Source organism: Sulfitobacter brevis (assembly GCF_900112755.1).
GTDB classification, from domain to species: Bacteria; Pseudomonadota; Alphaproteobacteria; order Rhodobacterales; family Rhodobacteraceae; genus Sulfitobacter; species Sulfitobacter brevis.
In genome coordinates this window covers 1-18,901 of the sequence record NZ_FOMW01000016.1, presented here as the reverse complement: position 1 = coordinate 18,901, position 18,901 = coordinate 1, and the positions used below count along the sequence as shown (strand labels likewise).

Annotated in this window: 14 protein-coding genes and 1 pseudogene; 6 read left to right on the top strand and 9 right to left on the bottom strand. The window is 60.2% G+C overall.

Annotation, left to right across the window (positions count from 1 at the left end):
- Positions 1 to 42: 42 nt before the first annotated feature.
- From BM174_RS17420 to BM174_RS17390, 7 genes are all read right to left on the bottom strand, one after another.
- The gene (locus tag BM174_RS17420) at positions 43 to 963 is read right to left on the bottom strand and encodes an ABC transporter permease (protein WP_093925131.1); all 921 of its coding nucleotides are present in this window, start codon (positions 961 to 963) and stop codon (positions 43 to 45) included.
- 43 nt (positions 964 to 1,006) lie between these two features.
- Positions 1,007 to 2,089 (bottom strand): ABC transporter permease, encoded by a 1,083-nt coding sequence (locus BM174_RS17415; protein ID WP_093925130.1) that lies wholly within the window; start codon positions 2,087 to 2,089, stop codon positions 1,007 to 1,009.
- Positions 2,090 to 2,167: 78 nt separating this feature from the next.
- Complete coding sequence (locus BM174_RS17410) at positions 2,168 to 3,682, bottom strand: ABC transporter ATP-binding protein (RefSeq protein ID WP_093925129.1); 1,515 nt, start codon at positions 3,680 to 3,682, stop codon at positions 2,168 to 2,170.
- Positions 3,679 to 4,434, bottom strand: a complete 756-nt coding sequence (gene xdhC, locus BM174_RS17405) for a xanthine dehydrogenase accessory protein XdhC (protein WP_093925128.1) — start codon at positions 4,432 to 4,434, stop codon at positions 3,679 to 3,681. Before xdhC ends, BM174_RS17410 begins: the two co-directional genes overlap by 4 nt.
- The gene (xdhB, locus tag BM174_RS17400; protein ID WP_093925127.1) at positions 4,431 to 6,857 is read right to left on the bottom strand and encodes a xanthine dehydrogenase molybdopterin binding subunit; all 2,427 of its coding nucleotides are present in this window, start codon (positions 6,855 to 6,857) and stop codon (positions 4,431 to 4,433) included. The genes xdhC and xdhB overlap by 4 nt, the downstream gene beginning before the upstream one ends.
- Entirely contained in the window at positions 6,854 to 8,245 is a 1,392-nt protein-coding gene (gene xdhA, locus BM174_RS17395; RefSeq protein ID WP_093925126.1) for a xanthine dehydrogenase small subunit, read from the bottom strand. Before xdhA ends, xdhB begins: the two co-directional genes overlap by 4 nt.
- A 184-nt stretch (positions 8,246 to 8,429) precedes the next feature.
- Positions 8,430 to 8,738 carry an ArsR/SmtB family transcription factor gene (locus BM174_RS17390; protein ID WP_093925125.1) on the bottom strand — a complete coding sequence of 103 codons (309 nt, stop codon included), beginning with the start codon at positions 8,736 to 8,738 and terminating at the stop codon, positions 8,430 to 8,432.
- Positions 8,739 to 8,861: 123 nt separating this feature from the next.
- Here BM174_RS17390 and dnaE point away from each other — a divergent pair, with 123 nt between their 5' ends.
- Complete coding sequence (dnaE, locus tag BM174_RS17385; protein WP_093925124.1) at positions 8,862 to 12,362, top strand: DNA polymerase III subunit alpha; 3,501 nt, start codon at positions 8,862 to 8,864, stop codon at positions 12,360 to 12,362.
- Positions 12,363 to 12,375: 13 nt separating this feature from the next.
- On the opposite strand, the gene BM174_RS17380 is transcribed toward dnaE, so the two are convergent.
- Positions 12,376 to 12,570 (bottom strand): SlyX family protein, encoded by a 195-nt coding sequence (locus BM174_RS17380; RefSeq protein WP_093925123.1) that lies wholly within the window; start codon positions 12,568 to 12,570, stop codon positions 12,376 to 12,378.
- 207 nt (positions 12,571 to 12,777) lie between these two features.
- Here BM174_RS17380 and BM174_RS17375 point away from each other — a divergent pair, with 207 nt between their 5' ends.
- Positions 12,778 to 13,857, top strand: a complete 1,080-nt coding sequence (locus BM174_RS17375) for an ATP phosphoribosyltransferase regulatory subunit (protein WP_093925122.1) — start codon at positions 12,778 to 12,780, stop codon at positions 13,855 to 13,857.
- Positions 13,854 to 14,543, top strand: coding sequence for an ATP phosphoribosyltransferase (gene hisG / locus BM174_RS17370; RefSeq protein WP_093925121.1), 690 nt, complete (start codon positions 13,854 to 13,856; stop codon positions 14,541 to 14,543). The genes BM174_RS17375 and hisG overlap by 4 nt, the downstream gene beginning before the upstream one ends.
- Before the next feature lie 77 nt (positions 14,544 to 14,620).
- Here hisG and BM174_RS17365 read toward each other — a convergent pair whose 3' ends face one another.
- A complete protein-coding gene (locus tag BM174_RS17365) occupies positions 14,621 to 15,052 on the bottom strand; it encodes a DUF1489 family protein (protein ID WP_093925175.1) in 432 nt (143 codons plus the stop codon).
- A 118-nt stretch (positions 15,053 to 15,170) separates the two neighbouring features.
- Here BM174_RS17365 and BM174_RS17360 point away from each other — a divergent pair, with 118 nt between their 5' ends.
- From BM174_RS17360 to BM174_RS17350, 3 genes and pseudogenes are all read left to right on the top strand, one after another.
- Positions 15,171 to 17,447 carry an adenosylcobalamin-dependent ribonucleoside-diphosphate reductase gene (locus tag BM174_RS17360; protein WP_093925120.1) on the top strand — a complete coding sequence of 759 codons (2,277 nt, stop codon included), beginning with the start codon at positions 15,171 to 15,173 and terminating at the stop codon, positions 17,445 to 17,447.
- Positions 17,448 to 17,896: 449 nt separating this feature from the next.
- Positions 17,897 to 18,409 carry a 3'-5' exonuclease gene (locus BM174_RS17355; RefSeq protein ID WP_093925119.1) on the top strand — a complete coding sequence of 171 codons (513 nt, stop codon included), beginning with the start codon at positions 17,897 to 17,899 and terminating at the stop codon, positions 18,407 to 18,409.
- A 205-nt stretch (positions 18,410 to 18,614) separates the two neighbouring features.
- Positions 18,615 to 18,901: pseudogene (locus BM174_RS17350) on the top strand (transposase); the annotation flags it as partial.

The window sequence follows — 18,901 nt, the reverse complement described above, 5'->3', positions numbered from 1 at the left end:
CCCCTGTTGAACGCCACTCGGAATGGTGGCCTGAAAATGCCCCTAGGAGGAGGCGTGGAAAATCCGGCCAAGCGAGGCCGGTGCAGCGCTTTTATCCCGCGATAGGATCACCAGCACAAGGATTGTGATGAGGTAGGGCGACATTGCCAGATACTCGACCGGAATGGCAACGCCCGCACCCTGAAGATTAAGCTGCAACTGGGTGATGCCGCCAAAAAGATAGGCACCCAACAATAGTCGCCATGGCTTCCACGAGGCAAAAACCACCAGCGCCAAGGCGATCCAGCCAACACCCGCTGTCATGCCTTCGGTCCACTGCGGCACGCGGATCAGGCTGATATAAGCCCCCCCGACGCCTGCACAGGCACCGCCAAACATGATCGCCAGCGTGCGGATGCGCTTGACCTTGAACCCCAAGGCATGGGCTGCATCATGGCTTTCGCCGACGGCTCGCAACACCAACCCCGCGCGGGTGAATTTCAGCACCGCCCAAGTGGCCGCCACCAACGCAATGCCAAGATACAAGATGATGTCATGGGTAAACAGGACTGGCCCCAGTACCGGAATATCAGCGAGGGGGCCGAAATCGATATCGCCAAGCCGTGGCGGTTTGATCCCGACATAGTTTTGCCCGAGCAGCGCCGAAAGCCCCAGACCAAACAAGGTCAGCGCCAGCCCCGAAGCCACCTGATTGGCCAGCGTCACCTGCGTGAGAAAGGCAAAGAGCAGGCTAAGCGCCGCACCGCCCCCCGCCGCAGCAGCAAACCCGATCAACGGCGAACCGGTCTCAACCGCGACGGCAAAACCGCAGATCGCGCCGGTGATCATCATGCCTTCAACACCAAGGTTCAGCACCCCCGATTTCTCTGCAATCAGTTCGCCAATTGCGGCAAAAATCAACGGCGTAGCGGCCACCAGAAACCCTGCCACAAACAGCACCGGATTGATCACGGACAGATCCATCAGAAGGTCACCTCTCGGGCGTTAAAAACGGGAGTAGCACCCATTACACCACCTCCGCTGTGCCAAAGCGCAGCCGGTAATGGGTCAGCATATCAAGCGCCAAAAGGAAAAATAGCAGCATGCCCTGAAACACCTGTATCGCTGCGGCAGGCAAGCCAAGCTGGCTTTGTGCGATATCGCCGCCGATATAGGTCAGCGCCATCAGCCCGCCTGCCAGCAAAATTCCGACCGGATGCAACCGGCCCAGAAAGGCCACGATAATCGCAGTAAAGCCATAGCCGACGTTAAAATCGATGGTCACCTGTCCGGCAGGCCCCGATACCTCGAACATTCCCGCCAGTCCCGCCAACAGCCCCGACATCCCCATGCAAAATAACACCAGCCGCACAGGGTTCACGCCGGAGAAACGCGCCGCTCTGGGTGCCTCGCCCGTCACGCGGATGGCAAATCCCAACCGGTGCTTGCTCAGCAAAACATAGGCAAAGATCACCGCAATCAGCGCGGCGACCACGCCCCAATGCATCCCCGATCCTTCGATCAAATCCGCGTTAAATGCGCTCTCGTACTGCTGCAAATTCCGGCTGCCCGGAAAGCCGAAGCCTTCGGGGTTTTTCATCAATCCCAAGGACATCGAGGCGAGAAATTGCTCGGCCACATAGACCAGCATCAAGGATACCAAAATCTCGTTGGTGCCAAACCGCACCTTCAAGAACGCCGGTATCATCGCCCAAATCCAGCCGCCAAACGCGCCCGCCGCCACCATCAGCGGAAAGACAAACCAAGCCTCATAAGGGTAAAAGGCCAGCCCCACGCCCGCGCCAAACAGCGCGCCCATGATATACTGACCCTCGGCCCCGATGTTCCAGATGCCGGCCTTGAACCCAAGGCTCAGCCCGATGGCGATCAGCACCAATGGCGCGCCTTTCACCAACAACTGCGGCCGGTAATAGAACGCATATTGCCCAAACAGCGGCTCATAGAAAATCGTCCGGATCGCTGCCACGGGGTCTTTGCCCAAGGCCACAAACAACAGCCCGCCAAAAAACATCGTCGCCAACACCGCCAAGACCGGCGTCGCCAGTGAAATCGCCCGACTAGGCTGTGGTCGCTTCTCAACCCTGATCACGCGATGGACCCCAATTCTCTTTTTGGCCGGCAATATCTCAGGGGGCTTCGGGGGTGTGAAGCCCCTGTGCGCAAGACCTTAAACATGGGCTACCTCCATACCATGAGCGCCACCCATCATCAGCCCGATCTCGTCTACCGTCAGCCCCTGCGCAGGACTCGGCTCTGAAAGCCTGCCCTCGTTCAAAGCCGCGAACCGGTCGGAGATTTCCATCAACTCGTCGAGATCCTGACTGATCACCACCACAGCCGTGCCATTCTCGGCCAGATCCAGCAAAGCCTGCCGGATCGCTGCTGCCGCCGAGGCGTCGACACCCCATGTCGGCTGGTTCACCACCAAAAGCTCGGGCCGTTGCAAAACCTCGCGCCCGATCACAAACTTCTGCAGGTTGCCGCCCGAGAGCGACCGCGCCGCGTTGGCTGGGCCAGGCGTGCGTACGTCGAATGTCTTGATGATCGTTTCGGCAAAACGACGTGCACCTGCCCAATCGAGAATACCGCCGCGATCCAGCCCCTCGCGGGCCGCGCCGGTCAGCATTGCGTTCTCGGTCAGGGACATATCCGGCACCGCTGCATGGCCCAGCCGCTCTTCCGGCGCACTCAGAATGCCCAGAGCCCGCCGCGCCGTTGGCCCCAGCAGGCCTACGTCGTTGCCCTTGAAGCCAACCATGCCGCGCTTGCTGAGCGTTTCACCCGAAAGCGCTGCCAGCAGTTCGTCCTGACCATTGCCCGCAACGCCACCAATACCCAAAACCTCGCCGCGCCTGACCTGCACCGAAATCTCGCGCAGCGGCATGCCAAAGGCGCTCGGCGATTTCGCCGAAAGCTCCGTTAGTTCCAGAACGACATCGCCCGGTGTTTTGCCTGCACGCATCGGAGTTTTAAGCGTCGTCCCCACCATCATTTCGGCCATATCACGCGCCGAAGTCTCGGAAGGTGTGCAATGCCCGACAACCCGCCCGAGCCGCAGGATGGTTGCGGAATCACACAGGCTGCGAATTTCCTCCAGCTTATGCGAAATATAAAGGATTGCGGTGCCCTCGGCGCTGAGCTTGCGTAGGGTCTTGAACAGGATTTCGACCTCTTGCGGCGTCAGCACCGATGTCGGCTCGTCCATGATCAACAGTTTTGGCTCTTGCAGCAAACACCGGATAATCTCGACCCGTTGCCGTTCGCCGGCCGAGAGATCACCGACAGTGCGGTCGGGGGACAGCGGCAGGCCGTAGGTGTCCGAGACATCGCGGATCTGCTGGCTCAGCGTGCGCATCGCTGGCGGGTGTTCCATGCCAAGCGCGATGTTTTCTGCCACGCTCAAAGCATCGAAAAGCGAGAAATGCTGGAACACCATGCCAACGCCCGCAGCCCGTGCGGCGCGCGGCTCGGCGGGGGCGAAGGCGGTGCCGTTCATCTGCATATGGCCCGCGTCCGGCTTGACCAGCCCGTAGATCATTTTGACCAGTGTCGATTTTCCCGCACCATTCTCGCCCAGCAGCGCATGCACTTCGCCGGGGGCAATGGACAGCGACACATCGTCGTTGGCAACGACACCGGGATAGGCTTTGGTCAGCCCTTCAAGGGCGATCAGCGCGGTCATGCGAGTGTCCTTTCGCGCAGCAGCGCCGTGAGGGTGCCTTTTGCAATAGCATCGGGGTGTTTGCCAAGGCTCTTGTCACCAATGGGGCAGGTGATGCGCGCGGGGTCAAGTCCTGCCTGCGCAAGGCGTTTGGAAAAGCGCGCGTATTTCGTCTCCGACCCGATAAGCCCGCAAGACGCAAACCCGCGCTTCAACAGGGCTGCACAAAGGGCGAGGTCGATATCATGCGCATAGGTGAAAATCAGGTGATGCGCGTCCATCGGTGCGCGGGCGGCAAGACGCGGCATGTCGGCAGCGGGCACGTCGGTAACAAAGCCGGGAATGGCTTGCGGAAACCGCTCGGGCGCGGTGTCAATCCAAGTGATTGCAAACAAGTCAGGCGACGCGGCGCGTACAACTGCCTGCCCGACATGCCCCGCACCCCAAAGCCAGAGCGGCAGCGGGCTTTCGGGCCGGACAAATTCAGCGCCCGTTCGGGCTTTGAAAGTGTCGGTTGTGCAGGGGGCGTGGGTATAGCGCAGGGTCACGGAGCCGCCGCAGCACTGCCCAAGGTTCGGGCCAAGCGGATAGGTTCGGGTCTCTTCGTTGCCGCCGCCGGCAAGGATCGCGCGGGCATGGGCAATGGCTTCGAACTCCAATGCGCCGCCGCCGATCGTACCTGCGGTGTCATGGGCCGTGACCATCATCGCCGTGCCTGCGTCGCGCGGCGCGGAGCCTTTGGTGGCGGTGATCTCGACCCAAAGCGCGGTCATCCGCGCGCCCTGACAACAGCGGCGAGCACCTGTTCGGCAGTGGCGGGCGTTTGCAGGTCGCCGTATGTGGTGCCACAGGCATTCACTGCATCTGACAGGGCCATAAACGCCGAAATGCCCAGCATCAGCGGCGGCTCACCCACAGCTTTGGAGCGGTAGATGGTTTGCGCGGGATTGGGTTGGTCCCAGAGCGCCACATTGAAAATGTCAGGGCGGTCAGAGCAGCCAGGAATTTTGTAGGTTGAGGGCGCGTGGGTCTTAAGCGCACCTTTGTCGTCCCACACCAGTTCTTCGGTGGTCAGCCAGCCCGCGCCCTGCACATAGCCGCCCTCGATCTGGCCGATGTCGATCGCAGGGTTCAGCGAGCTGCCCGCGTCATGCAGGATATCAGTGCGCAAAATGCGGTTTTCGCCGGTCAGCGTGTCGATCACCACTTCGGTCACCGCAGCGCCATAGGCGAAGTAAAAGAACGGGCGGCCTTTGCCTTTGATGCGGTCCCATTCAATATCCGGCGTTTTGTAAAAGCCGTTGGCCGACAGGCTGACACGGTTTTCGTAGGCCGAGGCGACTGCCTTGGCAAAGCTCATGGTTTCGCCTGCGACGGTGACTGTGCCATCGCGGAATGCGACCTCCGCCGGTTTGGCCTGATGCCGTTCAGCTAGGTGGGCAGCAATACGGTCGCGTATGGTGTCGCAAGCGACCAGTGTCGCCATGCCGTTCAGATCGGTCCCCGAGGAGGCCGCAGTGGCAGAAGTGTTGGGCACTTTTGCGGTGTCGGTAGCGGTGATCTTGATTACCTCCATCGGCACACCGAAGCGGTCGGCGGCGATTTGGGCGATCTTCTGGTTCAGTCCCTGGCCCATTTCGGTGCCGCCGTGGTTCAGGTGGATCGAGCCGTCTTGATAGACATGCACCAAAGCCCCTGCCTGATTGAGGTGGGTGAGCGTGAAGGAGATGCCAAACTTGACTGGCGTCAGCGCGATGCCGCGTTTCAGGATGGGCTGTTTTGCGTTCCAGTCCGCAATCGCGGCGCGGCGGGCAGTGTAGTCGGAGGTCTCAACCAGACGCTCGGTGAGTGCGCCGATGATGCAGTCGGTGACGGGCTGGTGATACGGTGTGGTTTGCACGCCCTTGGCAGGGAGCGGCACGGATTGCGCCGCTGCACCTTCCGACGGGGCGGGCGGTGCGCCGCGCGAGCTAAGATCGGTTTGGGTGTCGGGGGTGGTGCGATGATCAATCGCCGTGCCTGTGCCGGTCATCACAGACATGCCTCCGGTATCGCAGTCGCTATAATAATTGGCGCGGCGAATGCTCAGCGGATCGGCCCCCAGATGATGGGCGATATGGTCCATTACCTTTTCAATGCCGACCACCCCTTGTGGGCCGCCAAAGCCACGAAAGGCGGTGGCGGATTGGGTGTTGGTCCGCAGCCGGTGCGATGTGATGCGAATGTCATTCAGGTGGTAAGCGTTGTCCGAATGCAGCATCGCGCGGTCGGCCACAGGCAGTGACAGATCCATCGACCAACCGCAGCGGACATAGTGGGTGAAATCCAGCGCTGTGATGCGGCCGTCGGCGTCAAATCCGGCGGTATAGTCGATGCGGAAATCATGGCGTTTGCCCGTGATGATCATATCGTCATCGCGGTCATAGCGCATTTTACAAGGCTTGCCGCTGCGCTGGGCCGCGACGGCACAGGCCACGGCGAGCGCATTGCCCTGACTTTCCTTGCCCCCAAATCCGCCGCCCATCCGCCGTGTCTCAACCCGCACAGCATGCATCGGCTTCCCGATGGCGTGGGCGACCTTGTGCTGGATTTCGGTGGGGTGCTGGGTCGAGGAATGGATCGCCATATCGCCATTGTCTTGTGGCAGGGCGAGGGCGGCCTGACCTTCGAGATAGAAATGCTCCTGCCCGCCGATCTCGATCGAGCCGTCAAGTGTGTGGGTCGCAGTGGCCAGCGCGGCGGTGGCATCGCCTTTTTCATAGATGCGCGGGCCGTCTTCAAAACGGGTATCGGCGGCGAGGGCATCTTGGATGCTCAGGATCGCTTTGGTCGGGGTGATCTCGATCTTGGCCAGCGTTGCTGCGGCGCGGGCGGCACGGTGCGAAGTGGCGATTACCAGAAACAGCGGCTGCCCGATGTAGTGGACCGTATCCACCGCCAATAAAGGTTCGTCGTGGTTGGAGGGCGAGACATCGCAGTCATGGATCAGGTCTTGGGCTGTCAGCACGTCCGTAACGCCAGAGGCGGTGCGCACGGGGGCAAGGTCCAGCGTGGTGATCCGGCCCGCGGCCGCAGGGCTGAGCCCGAAGGCGAGGTGCAACGTGCCGCGCGGGGTAGGTAGGTCATCGACATAGCGGGCAGCGCCGGTGACATGCAGGGCGGCAGCATCGTGTGGCAGGGGTTTGGAAACGCTCATGCGCGGACCCCCTGCACGTCGGTCTCGATACCGTTAGCGGCATGGAAATATCGCAGGAGCATGTTCTGCGCGGTTTGCAGACGGTATTGCGCCGAGGCACGCATATCAGACAGCGGCTGGAAATCATCGGCCATGGCGCGCATGGCGCCCTGCATTGTCGCCTCCGACCACGGTTGGCCGATCAGAGCCGCTTCGGCACGGGCGGCGCGTTTTGGAATACCGGCCATGCCACCATAGGCGAGGCGGGCGGTCTGGATTGTTTGGCCATCGCCGGTAATCGAGATGCAGCCGCATACGGCGGAGATATCTTGATCAAAGCGTTTCGACAGCTTGTAGCAGCGCAGGGTGTCGCGCTGACGTGGGATGGTGATGGCCTCAACGAACTCGCCGGGTGCGCGGTCGTGTTTGCCATAGTCGATGAAAAAGTCTTCGAGTGGTATCTCGCGGCGGCTGTCGCCGTGGCGCAGGTGCAGGGTTGCGCCAAGGGCGATGAGCGCGGGCGGGCCGTCCCCGATGGGGGAGCCATTGGCGATATTCCCGCCGATAGTGGCAGCGTTGCGCACCTGCACCGCGCCGTAACGGCGGATCATGCGGGCAAAATCGGGGTGGTGTTCCTGCATCACGGGCTCAAGTTCTGAGAGCGTGGTCGCGGCTCCGACGCGGATGCTGTCTTCGGTCATAGTGATGCCGTGCAGGTCGGCGCAGTTGTTCAGGAAGGCAATGGGGCCGAGAGTGCGGAACTGTTTGGTCACCCAGAGGCCGACATCGGTGGCACCGGCGACGAGTGTGGCGTCGGGGTGGGCGGCGTACCATTCGGCCAACTCGTCCGTAGTGCTTGGTTGGATGTGGGTTGGGGGCTCTGCCCTCGCCGCCTGCGGCTTTGTCCGCGGGATATTGTTTGCCAAAAAGCGCAGGTGATCGGGGACCGGTTGGTCGTTGCAGGATTCGGCGGCGCGGATAATCGGCGCGTAGCCGGTGCAGCGACAAAGGTTGCCAGCGAGTTGGGTGTCGTAATCAGTGGCACCGTTGAGGTGGGCAGTGGCCATGGAGACGACGAAGCCGGGTGTGCAAAAGCCGCATTGGCTGCCGTGCAGGTCAATCATCGATTGTTGTGCGGGATGCAGGGCGCCATCGGGGGCGGCGAGGCCCTCGACCGTAGTGACGTGCTTGCCATTAATCTGCGGCATAAACAGGATGCAGCCGTTCAGCGCGCGTGATCCGGCGGCATCGGTAATCATCACCGTGCAGGCCCCGCAGTCGCCTTCGTTGCAGCCTTCCTTAGTGCCGGTGAGGCCGCGCTCTTCGCGCAGCCAATCAAGCAGGGTCGTCGTCGGGGGGATGTCGTGCAGCGACACACTCTCTCCGTTGAGAAGAAACGTGATGTCCATCTGGTCAACCAGCCGCGGTACCTTGGGACCCGTAAGCGGCGCTCGATGCGGCGTAGAGCGGCGCGGGTTTGATATCGGTTGAGGCTATGCGGGGCGAGCGGGCTTTGGCAAGAGCCAATGACGATTTTCGCGGCAGGGGCGCGGTAACAGGACAGTAACAGGGGCGCGGCCTGTTGCTATCCCACTAGGGCTTAGAAGCGGGTGGTTTATCCAGATGGCCTTCCAGAAGGCGGCGCTGCCATTCAAGCCAGCCTTGCACCGCAAGCAGAGGCGCAGGTTCGATGTGGCAGGTGCGCACGCGGCCCTTTTTGACCGAGCGGACGAGGCCGCAGGTCTCAAGCACCCGCAAATGGCGCAGGAAGGTCGGCAGCGCTATGTCATGCGGAGCGGCCAGCGTACTGACGGTGGCGGGGCCAGCCATCAATGTCTCGACCACGGCACGGCGCGTCGGATCTGAAAGGGCGGAAAAGCTGGCATCAAGCTGAAAGGTCATGGCGGTGGGTAGCCTGACAAATCGGCGGGCGTCAATATGGTTAGCGTGTGGGCTAGGTATTTATCGGGCGGGAGGTTCGATCTGGCTCTTTCGCCGCGCGGGGGCGGGGGATAGGATGGCAGAATGACCACATCCCCCCGATTCATACACCTGCGCACCCATTCCGAATATTCGTTGCTGGAAGGGGCGTTACGGCTGAAAAAGCTGCCCGATATGTGTCGCAAGGCCGAAATGCCCGCGTTGGCGCTTACCGATAAGAACAATATGTTCGCGGCGCTGGAATTCTCTGTCGCGATGGCGGGGGCGGGGTTGCAGCCGATCATCGGCTGTCAGGTTGATGTCGCTTACGTCGAATTGCTGCCCGGCGAGCGGGAGCGCGATCCGGCCCCGGTGGTTTTGCTGGCGCAGAGCGAGACCGGCTATGAAAACCTGATGAAGCTCAACTCCTGCCTCTATCTGGATAAGGGCGGCGCGGTGCCTGCGGTGACGCTGGCGGAGTTGGCGCAGTATAGCAGCGATGTGATTTGTCTGACTGGTGGGCCGGACGGACCCGTGGGGCAGCATTTGCAGGCGGGGCAGCGGCCTGCGGCGCAGGCGCTGATGACGCAACTGGCGGCGACCTTCAAGGACCGGCTTTATGTCGAGATCCAGCGCCATCCGGGCGAGAACGGTCCGCTGGAAAAGGAAGGCCTGACAGAGCGCGGCTTTGTCGAGATGGCCTATGAGATGAACCTGCCCTTGGTGGCGACCAATGATGTCTATTTTCCCGATGCCAAGATGTACGAGGCCCATGATGCGCTGATCTGCATCGCGGAAGGTGCCTATGTCGATCAACAACAACCGCGCAGACGGCTGACGTCGCAGCATTATTTCAAGTCGCAGGCCGAGATGGTGACGCTGTTCGCTGATCTGCCCGAGGCGGTGGCCAATACCGTCGAGATCGCCAAGCGCTGCGCTTTTATGGCGTATCGGCGCGATCCGATCCTGCCAAAGTTTGCTGACGACGAGATTGAAGAGCTGAAAAGGCAGGCTCACGAGGGGCTGAAAGGCCGTTTGGCCGTGATTCCCCATGCGGTCAGTGTGGAAGGCTATGAAAAGCGGCTCGATTTCGAGCTTGGTATCATCGAGGGCATGGGCTTTCCGGGCTATTTCCTGATCGTTGCGGACTTCATCAAATGGGCCAAGGATCACGATATTCCGGTCGGGCCAGGGCGGGGGTCGGGTGCGGGGTCGCTGGTGGCCTATGCGCTGACCATCACCGACCTTGATCCGCTGCGCTATAACCTGCTGTTCGAGCGATTTTTGAACCCTGAACGGGTTTCGATGCCTGACTTTGACATCGACTTTTGCATGGACCGCCGTGAAGAGGTGATCCGCTATGTGCAGGAGAAATACGGGCGCGATAAGGTGGGGCAGATCATTACCTTCGGTGCACTGCTGTCCAAAGCGGCGGTGCGCGATATCGGGCGGGTCTTGCAGATGCCTTACGGGCAGGTGGACCGCCTGTCCAAGATGATCCCTGTTGAGGGGGTCAAACCTGTTTCCATCGAAAAGGCGCTGGCGGATGAGCCGCGCTTGCGTGAAGAAGCCCGAAACGAAGAGGTCGTTGCGCGGCTGTTGGATTATGGCCAACAGGTCGAGGGGCTGCTGCGCAATGCCTCGACCCACGCGGCGGGGGTGGTGATTGGCGACAGGCCGCTCGACCAGCTTGTGCCACTTTATCAAGATCCACGTTCGGACATGCCGGCGACCCAGTTCAATATGAAATGGGTGGAACAGGCCGGATTGGTTAAGTTCGACTTTTTGGGCCTGAAAACGCTGACGGTGATCCAGAACGCGGTCGATCAGATCAAGGCGTCGGGGCGGCATCTGCATATCGCGGCGGGTGGCGATGAGCTGTTCAGCCCGCCAGAGGGGCTGATCGACGATATCAGCACCATTCCACTGGATGATGCGGCGTCTTACCGGCTTTATGCCAGCGCCAAGACCGTTGCGGTGTTTCAGGTGGAAAGCTCGGGCATGATGGATGCCCTGAAGCGTATGAAACCGACCTGTATCGAGGACATCGTGGCGCTGGTGGCGCTGTATCGCCCTGGCCCGATGGAAAACATTCCGGTCTATTGCGAGGTCAAGAACGGCAAGCGCGAGCGCGAGTCGGTGCACCCCTCGATTGACCATATCCTTGAAGAGACCCAAGGCATCATCGTCTATCAGGAACAGGTGATGCAGATCGCGCAGGTCATGGCGGGATATAGCCTTGGCGGCGCGGACCTTTTGCGCCGTGCGATGGGCAAAAAGATCGCCGAGGAGATGGCAAAGGAGCGTCCCAAGTTCGAAAAGGGCGCGATGGAAAACGGGGTCGACAAAAAGAAAGCCACCGAGGTTTTCGACCTTTTGGAGAAATTCGCCAACTACGGCTTCAACAAGTCCCACGCCGCCGCCTATGCCGTGGTCAGCTATCAAACCGCTTGGCTGAAAGCGAACCATCCGGTCGAGTTCATGGCTGGTGTGATGAACTGCGATATCCATCTCACCGACAAGCTGTCGATCTATTTCGAAGAGGTGCGCAAGCGGCTTGAACTGCCGTGGGTGCCGCCCTGTGTGAACCGCTCGAATGCCACATTTAAGGTCGTGGATGGCGCGCTGGTCTATGCGCTGGGCGCATTGAAGAACGTTGGCGTCGAGGCGATGAAGCTGATCACCGAAGGCCGCGCTGACAAGCCCTTTGCCACACTTTATGATCTGGCGCGGCGGGTTGATTTAAAACGCGTGGGTAAGCGCCCGCTGGAGATGTTGGCGCGCTCGGGCGGCTTTGACCAGCTTGATAGCAACCGCCGCCGCGTGTTCCAGAGCCTCGATGCGCTGGTGGCATATTCCGCGGCGATCCATGAGCAGAAGGCCAGCAATCAGGTGTCGCTGTTTGGCGAAGCGGGTGATGACCTGCCTGAGCCACGGATGATGCCTTGCGATGACTGGCAATCGGCGGAACGGCTAACCGAAGAGTTCAAGGCCGTCGGCTTTTACCTCTCCGGCCATCCGCTGGATGACTACATGGGGCCCCTGAAACGCAAAGGCGTGCTGACGCTGGACGAGCTGACCGCCAAGGCCGAGAACGGCCCGCTGGTAGCCAAGCTGGCGGGGGTTGTTGCGGGCAGGCAGGAGCGTAAATCGGCGCGCGGCAACCGCTTTGCCTTTGCCCAGATGTCGGACACGACGGGCGGCTACGAGGTCACGTTGTTTTCGGACACGTTGGAGAAATGTCGTGATTATCTAGAGGTCGGCGCCAAGGTTGTCGTCACGGTCGAGGCGACGATGGAATCAGACCAGCTGAAGCTCTTGGGCCGTGGAGTGGTGCCAATTGATACTGCCGTTGAGGGCGCGGGAAGCATGGGCTTGCGGGTGTTCATTGACGAGGTCGGCGCGATTGCAGCGGTGGCTGATGTGCTGGAAGGCGCGCGTAAAGCGGCCCGAAATGCAGGGCTCGGTCCGGTGCAGTTGTGCCTGATGGATCCGGCGCTGCCGGGTGAGGTCGAGGTCGATCTGGGCCGGGAATATCCGGTGACGCCGCAGATTAAGGGCGCAATCCGGTCGCTCGGCGGGGTGATGGAGGTGGAGGAGCTCTAGCGCCTATGCCGCATTAATAATGCGGCGGGCGCTCGTCTCCCATCACCACCGTGCCACCACCCGATGCGTCGCGTTCGCCTTCGCGCTGCATCAGCATATGGACCCTGCGATTGAGGGTCACAATCTCGTCGGCCTGTTTGGCAACGATCTCTGACAGGTCGTCAACGACGCGGGTCAGATGGGCGATTTGTTCTTCGAGGTGTTCCATGGCGGGCGCTTTAGCATGCTCTGGCTGGCTGGGATAGAGAAACCCGCAGATGCAGGGCGTGTAGGTAAATGGGCCGCGCCTTGCCCTTGGTCATCTGCTCGGCTAGACGCGGGGCCGAACGCAGCCGACAGGATTCCGCGCTATGGCTCTCTTTGTGAAAATGCTCGCGAAACGGCAGCGCCGCCCGATGACAAGGGAGGCGTGCTGATGCCGACGCGGTCTGAAACTCTCGCGAGAGCCGCCGCCCTGCGTGCCCTGTTTGAGGCGCAAGGTGCTGTGCTGGTCGAGCCACCAATCCTGCAATCCGCAGAAACGCTGCTGGACCTCTACGGCGAGGACATCCGCGCGCGCGCCTATGTGACCTCGGACGCGCTGCGCGGCGAGCAGATGCTGCGGCCTGATTTTACCGTGCCCGTGGTCCAGATGCACATGCTGCACGGGGCCGAACCGGCACGTTATACCTATTCCGGCGAGGTGTTCCGGCGCCAAGAACTCGATCCGGGCCGCGCGAATGAGTACATTCAGGTCGGCTATGAGGTTTTTGACCGTGAGGACCCGGCGGCGGCAGATGCCGAAGTTTTCGCACTGATTGCCGACGCCCTGAAAGGCCTGCCGCTGCGGGCGATTACCGGTGATATTGGCGTGCTGATGGCTGCCGTTGAGGGCTTGCAAACGACCGCACGGCGCAAGCAGGCGCTGATGCGGCATATCTGGCGACCGCGGCGGTTTCGCGCACTGTTGGAGCGGTTTGCCGGTCGTGCGCCCTTGCCGCCCAGCCGCGTTGCGCTGTTGGCGGGCGAGGTCACCTGTTCGGCGCCGCTAATCGGTGTGCGGTCGGGTGCCGAGGTTGAAGCGCGGGTCACCGCTTTGAAGGACGACGCAGCGGCCCCCGCGATTCCCGCAATGCAAGTTGATTTGATCCAAGCCTTGCTCGACGTGCGCGAAACCATGCCTCATGCGCTGAGCCGCCTGCGCGATCTCGCGGTCGATATGCCAGCTATCGCGGGTGCAGTGAACCGCGTGGCAGCGCGGGAGATCGCGCTCAAGGCGCGCGGCGTCGACACCGCAAACCTGCTTTTCGAGGCAAGTTATGGCCGCACTACGATGGAGTACTATGACGGCTTCGTCTTTGGCTTCCGCTCGGAAACCCGCGCGGGTCTGCCGACCATTGCCAGCGGCGGGCGTTATGACGCGTTGACGCGGCGGTTGGGGCAGGGGCGCGAAATTCCTGCCGTGGGCGGCGTGATGCGCCCCGGTTTGATGCTGGAACTGGAAGGTGCGCAATGACGATCAAGCTGGGTGTGCCGTCCAAGGGGCGGCTGATGGAAAAGACGTTTCAGTGGTTTGGCGCGCGTGGCATCACCTTGCAGCGCACCGGATCTGACCGAGAATATGCTGGCGCGGTTGAAGGCATTGACGATGTGACGCTAATGCTGCTTTCCGCCGGAGAGATCCCTCGCGAACTGGCAGCGGGGCGTATCCATCTGGGGGTGACCGGCACTGATCTGGTGCAGGAAAAGCTCGCGCTGTGGGAGCAGCTTGTGCAGCCTGTCGAGGAATTACAGTTCGGCCATGCCGATCTGATTATTGCTGTGCCGCAGGCGTGGATCGACGTGGATACGCTAGACGATCTTGACGCTGCGGCGGCCGCGTTTAGGGCGCATCACGGGTTCCGGCTGCGCATTGCGACCAAGTACCACCGTTTGGTGCGTAACTTTTTGCGCGCCGCAGGGGTCGCGGATTACGCGCTGGTCGACAGCCAGGGTGCTACCGAAGGCACCGTCAAGAACGAGACCGCCGAGGCCATCGCTGATATCACTTCCAGCGGTGAAACCTTGCGCGCAAATCACCTCAAGATTCTCAGCGACGGGATGATTTTGCAGTCGCAGGCCACGCTTTGGCGTAGCCGCACCGCGCCGATGGAAGACGCGGATCGCGTCACTATGGCGAAGCTGACTGAACTGCTGGCTTAACGCAGCGATAATCCTCACGCGAAGGTCTATGAGATTGCGCCGTCGAGATCGAGGCGCTGTATCTGGACTGAAGTTGCCTAGAGAATGCCGATTTCGGCGAGTGCACGGCTGAGGTCAACGGGCAGGGGCTCTTCGTCCTCGCGGCCTATCGGCAGATCAGGCGGCGCATCTGCGGGGTTGAGGTAGCGCCAGCCTTGGAACGGGCGGCGCAGGCTGGATTGGGTGCGGATCAGATCAGGATCAAGCACGATGGCGCAACGGCGGATACCGTCCGCGCCGGTTTGCTCGTCCAACCGCAGCACACGCTGGCGGCACTGGATTAGACCCTTCACGACCCAATATATTGATCCGCCGTTGAGAATTTCAGGCTCGCGCTTGGGCCACATACGGGTGACATGGCGCGGTAGACCGTCTTTGGTCTGTGCGCGGGGCGTAGCCTGCCACGCCAGCAGGTCGTCGACCCCCTCGGTCCCGACAGAGAGTTTTATCAGATTGACGTGTTTTTCCACCGTGGCCACCTAGTCCTGAGCTACGACATGATGTAGTGCATTGGTCTCTAAATTCAAAGTGTGGTAGTTTTCAATCTCCAATCCCTTGAGAAGCCGCCTGTAACCGCAAGGAATCATGATGTCTCGTTTTGCCGCCCCCATCGCCGAACAAATCTGGGATATGAAGTACCGCTTCAAAGCTGCCGACGGTACGCCCAAAGATGTGACCGTCGAGGACACTTGGCGGCGAATCGCCCGTGATCTGGCGCAGATCGAAGACGACAAATCGGGCTGGGAAGACAAGTTCTACGCTGCTTTGAAAGATTTCAAATATCTGCCTGCAGGCCGGATTACGGCCGGGGCCGGCACCGCGCGCCGCGTGACGCTGTTCAATTGCTTTGTCATGGGCACGGTCCCCGACAGCATGGGTGGCATTTTCGACATGCTCAAGGAAGCCGCGCTGACCATGCAGCAGGGCGGTGGCATCGGCTATGATTTCTCGACCATCCGGCCACGGGGCGCGGACGTGATGGGCGTATCGGCGGATGCATCCGGACCGTTGAGCTTTATGGACGTCTGGGATGCGATGTGCCGCACGATCATGTCGGCAGGCAGCCGCCGCGGCGCGATGATGGCAACGATGCGCTGTGACCATCCCGACGTAGAAGATTTCATCGCGGCAAAATCCGATTCCGCACGGTTGCGGATGTTTAATATGTCGGTGTTGATCACCGATGATTTCATGGATGCGGTCAAGGCTGACGGCGCTTGGGATCTGGTATTTGGCGGCAAGGTTTACCGCACGGTTCAGGCGCGCGATCTGTGGAACCGCATCATGCGTGCGACCTATGATTTCGCAGAACCCGGTGTGATTTTCATCGACCGGATCAATAAGGCCAACAACCTGAGCTATTGCGAGACGATCGCGGCAACCAACCCTTGCGGCGAGCAGCCTTTGCCGCCCTATGGCGCCTGTCTGCTCGGATCGATCAACCTCGCCCGTCTGGTCAGTGATCCGTTTGAGGACGCAGCGGCGTTAAACGTTGAGGCATTGAACGAGCTGGTCGCGACCTCGGTGCGGATGATGGATAACGTCGTTGACGTGTCGAAATTCCCCCTGCCGGAGCAGGAGCGCGAGGCCAAAGCCAAGCGCCGCATCGGGCTGGGCGTCACCGGCCTTGCTGACGCGCTTTTGATGCTCGGTTTGCGCTATGGCAGCGACGCGGCAGCGGCACAGACCGAAAGCTGGCTTAAGGCAATCGCGCGCAGCGCCTATCTGGCCTCGGTCGAACTGGCCAAGGAAAAGGGCGCCTTCCCGCTGTTTGATGCCGAGGCCTATCTCGCTTCCGGCACCATGCAGCAAATGGATGACGACGTGCGCGACGCCATTCGCGAGCATGGCATTCGCAACGCACTGCTGACTTCCATCGCGCCGACCGGCACGATCAGCCTCTATGCAGGCAACGTAAGCTCGGGGATTGAGCCAGTGTTCGCCTATGCCTATACCCGCAAGGTTTTGCAAAAAGACGGCAGCCGCACCGAAGAAGAAGTCATCGACTACGCCGTTCAGATGTGGCGGGACTTAAAAGGTGACGCCGCGCTGCCCGACTACTTCGTCAACGCCCAGACACTTGCGCCACTGGAGCACGTTAAAATGCAGGCGGCAGCCCAGAAATGGGTCGATTCCAGTATCTCCAAGACCATTAACTGCCCGGAGGACATCAGCTTTGATGCCTTCAAGGACGTTTATATGGCGGCATGGGATCAGGGCTGCAAAGGCTGCACAACCTACCGCCCCAACGATGTGACCGGCAGTGTGCTGAGCGTGACCGAGACCACAGAATCCGCTCCCGGCGAGAGCCCCGACCAGATCGGCGACAGCGGCGAGGTTGTCTATATGGCCGAACCGCTCGACCGCCCGAACGAGCTGGAAGGCTCGACCTACAAAATCCGCTGGCCCGATTCCGAGCACGCGCTCTATATCACTATCAACGATGTGGTGATCAGCGGCCACCGGCGGCCTTTCGAAGTCTTCATCAACTCCAAAAACATGGAGCATTTCGCGTGGACGGTTGCATTGACGCGGATGATCTCGGCAGTGTTCCGGCGCGGCGGCGATGTGTCGTTTGTGGTTGAAGAGCTTAAAGCTGTGTTTGATCCGCGTGGCGGGGCATGGATGAAAGGCAAATACGTGCCCTCCATCCTCGCGGCCATCGGCGGTGTGATCGAACAGCACATGATCGCCACGGGGTTCATCGCGGGCGAGGGCATGGGCTTAAAGGCTGACCCGCAGTCCAAAGTCATTGGTTTTGAAGCGCCGCGTGGGAAGTCCTGCCCGAGTTGCGGCCAGTTTGACCTGCGGATGGTCGAGGGATGTATGACCTGTGCGTCTTGTGGGCATTCCAAGTGCGGGTAGTGTCATAGAATGACAAGATGTCGTGACGGGCATAGTTATGCCAAAATCCCTGTTTTGGTTTGCCATGAGGCGGGGTAAGTTTTGCCAATGGGTAGCAACGCACTGAATTAAAACGATTTTGGCCGGATGAAATATTTCGGCCTAAATCGACGAAATGACCACTCTTGGCGGCTTTAATTTATGATCTGCTAACTTCTTGGCAGTGTCTACCGATCCAAATTGGCGATGAGCCGGATGTTAGGTAGCCGATTTTCGATGCCGCTGCATCGAAGTCAGCCAAATTGCCATCTCCTAACTCACAGTGTTTTCAGTTCGTGCGCGGTCCTCTTAGTGAGACCGCGCCGACCCAAAAACATGTGCAATGTAAGCCACCGATTACGTGAATTGCATCGAAGCTAAACGGAAGCTTGACGCGGACATGATGACATTTTTGAAAGGTAGATCGCGCTATGAAGATAAAACCTGACATTGAGAACCTCGCTACGCTGGACTTTGAAGCGTCCAGCTTGTCCGAGGAAAGCTGGCCGATTGAAGTTGGACTTTCGTGGCTGAAAGACGGCGAAGTGAAGACTTGGAGCACGCTGATCCGGCCGGCACGTGACTGGGATCTTTCCGACTGGGCTCCTCAGAGTGCGGCGGTCCATGGCATCGCGATTGAGGAGCTTAAAAACGCACCGACTGCCGACAATGTTGTTGGTGATCTACTTCAGAACTTGGGAGACAGAGTTCTGGTGTCTGATGCTCCGGAATTTGAAACACGCTGGCTGTCCCGATTGATGAAAGCAGGTTCGCAGGCCGCGATACCCACTATCGAGGATTGTCACCGAGTGTCCTTTGCCAGCTTTTCGGGCTTTGCGCTCGACATGCTGTATGAGGCACTTGAGCGGAGTTCGGCACCACATCGGGCGGGGCCGGACAGTGCACGGCTCGCTCAAGCATGGCGCAAAGCAATGCAGTATTAGGGGCGCCCAACAATTGTTGGGAGTGACCACCAACTGTGCGACTTAAGGTAAGACCCAGCGCCACCTGATTTCCAGATCTTGCACGTGCCTTTCTTTGAGGCCGCGCAGATCCGAAAACTCCGTTGAGGCCGGAAGGTAATCCCCCCTAAAATTAGTGGTGTTCAAAAGTAGAATTTTCTCGGCAAGATATCTGAGGAGATTTACGATGAAGAACGGACGATTTAGCGATGCGCAGATCATGGCTGTGTTGAAGCAGGCGGAGGGCGGTGTGCCGGTCTCTGAGCTTTGCCGGGAGCATGGGATGAGCAGTGCCAGCTTTTACAAATGGCGGGCCAAATTTGGCGGTATGGACGCGTCGCTCATCGTAGAGATGAAGGACATGGCCGAGCAGAACCGCCGCCTCAAGAAGATGTATGCGGAGATGAGCATGCAGAATGAGTTGCTCAAGGAAGCCCTCGGAAAAAAGTCTTGAGGCCGTCTCATCGACGAGAG

Bases quoted from the DNA above. Each gene is read 5' to 3' on its own strand.
- BM174_RS17420 (WP_093925131.1), bottom strand. From the start codon at position 963: ATGGATCTGTCCGTGATCAATCCGGTGCTGTTTGTGGCAGGGTTTCTG.
- BM174_RS17410 (WP_093925129.1), bottom strand. From the start codon at position 3,682: ATGACCGCGCTGATCGCCCTTGAAGGGCTGACCAAAGCCTATCCCGGT.
- xdhC (WP_093925128.1), bottom strand. From the start codon at position 4,434: ATGACCGCGCTTTGGGTCGAGATCACCGCCACCAAAGGCTCCGCGCCG.
- xdhB (WP_093925127.1), bottom strand. From the start codon at position 6,857: ATGAGCGTTTCCAAACCCCTGCCACACGATGCTGCCGCCCTGCATGTC.
- xdhA (WP_093925126.1), bottom strand. From the start codon at position 8,245: ATGGACATCACGTTTCTTCTCAACGGAGAGAGTGTGTCGCTGCACGAC.
- BM174_RS17390 (WP_093925125.1), bottom strand. From the start codon at position 8,738: ATGACCTTTCAGCTTGATGCCAGCTTTTCCGCCCTTTCAGATCCGACG.
- dnaE (WP_093925124.1), top strand. From the start codon at position 8,862: ATGACCACATCCCCCCGATTCATACACCTGCGCACCCATTCCGAATAT.
- BM174_RS17380 (WP_093925123.1), bottom strand. From the start codon at position 12,570: ATGGAACACCTCGAAGAACAAATCGCCCATCTGACCCGCGTCGTTGAC.
- BM174_RS17375 (WP_093925122.1), top strand. From the start codon at position 12,778: ATGCCGACGCGGTCTGAAACTCTCGCGAGAGCCGCCGCCCTGCGTGCC.
- hisG (WP_093925121.1), top strand. From the start codon at position 13,854: ATGACGATCAAGCTGGGTGTGCCGTCCAAGGGGCGGCTGATGGAAAAG.
- BM174_RS17360 (WP_093925120.1), top strand. From the start codon at position 15,171: ATGTCTCGTTTTGCCGCCCCCATCGCCGAACAAATCTGGGATATGAAG.
- BM174_RS17355 (WP_093925119.1), top strand. From the start codon at position 17,897: ATGAAGATAAAACCTGACATTGAGAACCTCGCTACGCTGGACTTTGAA.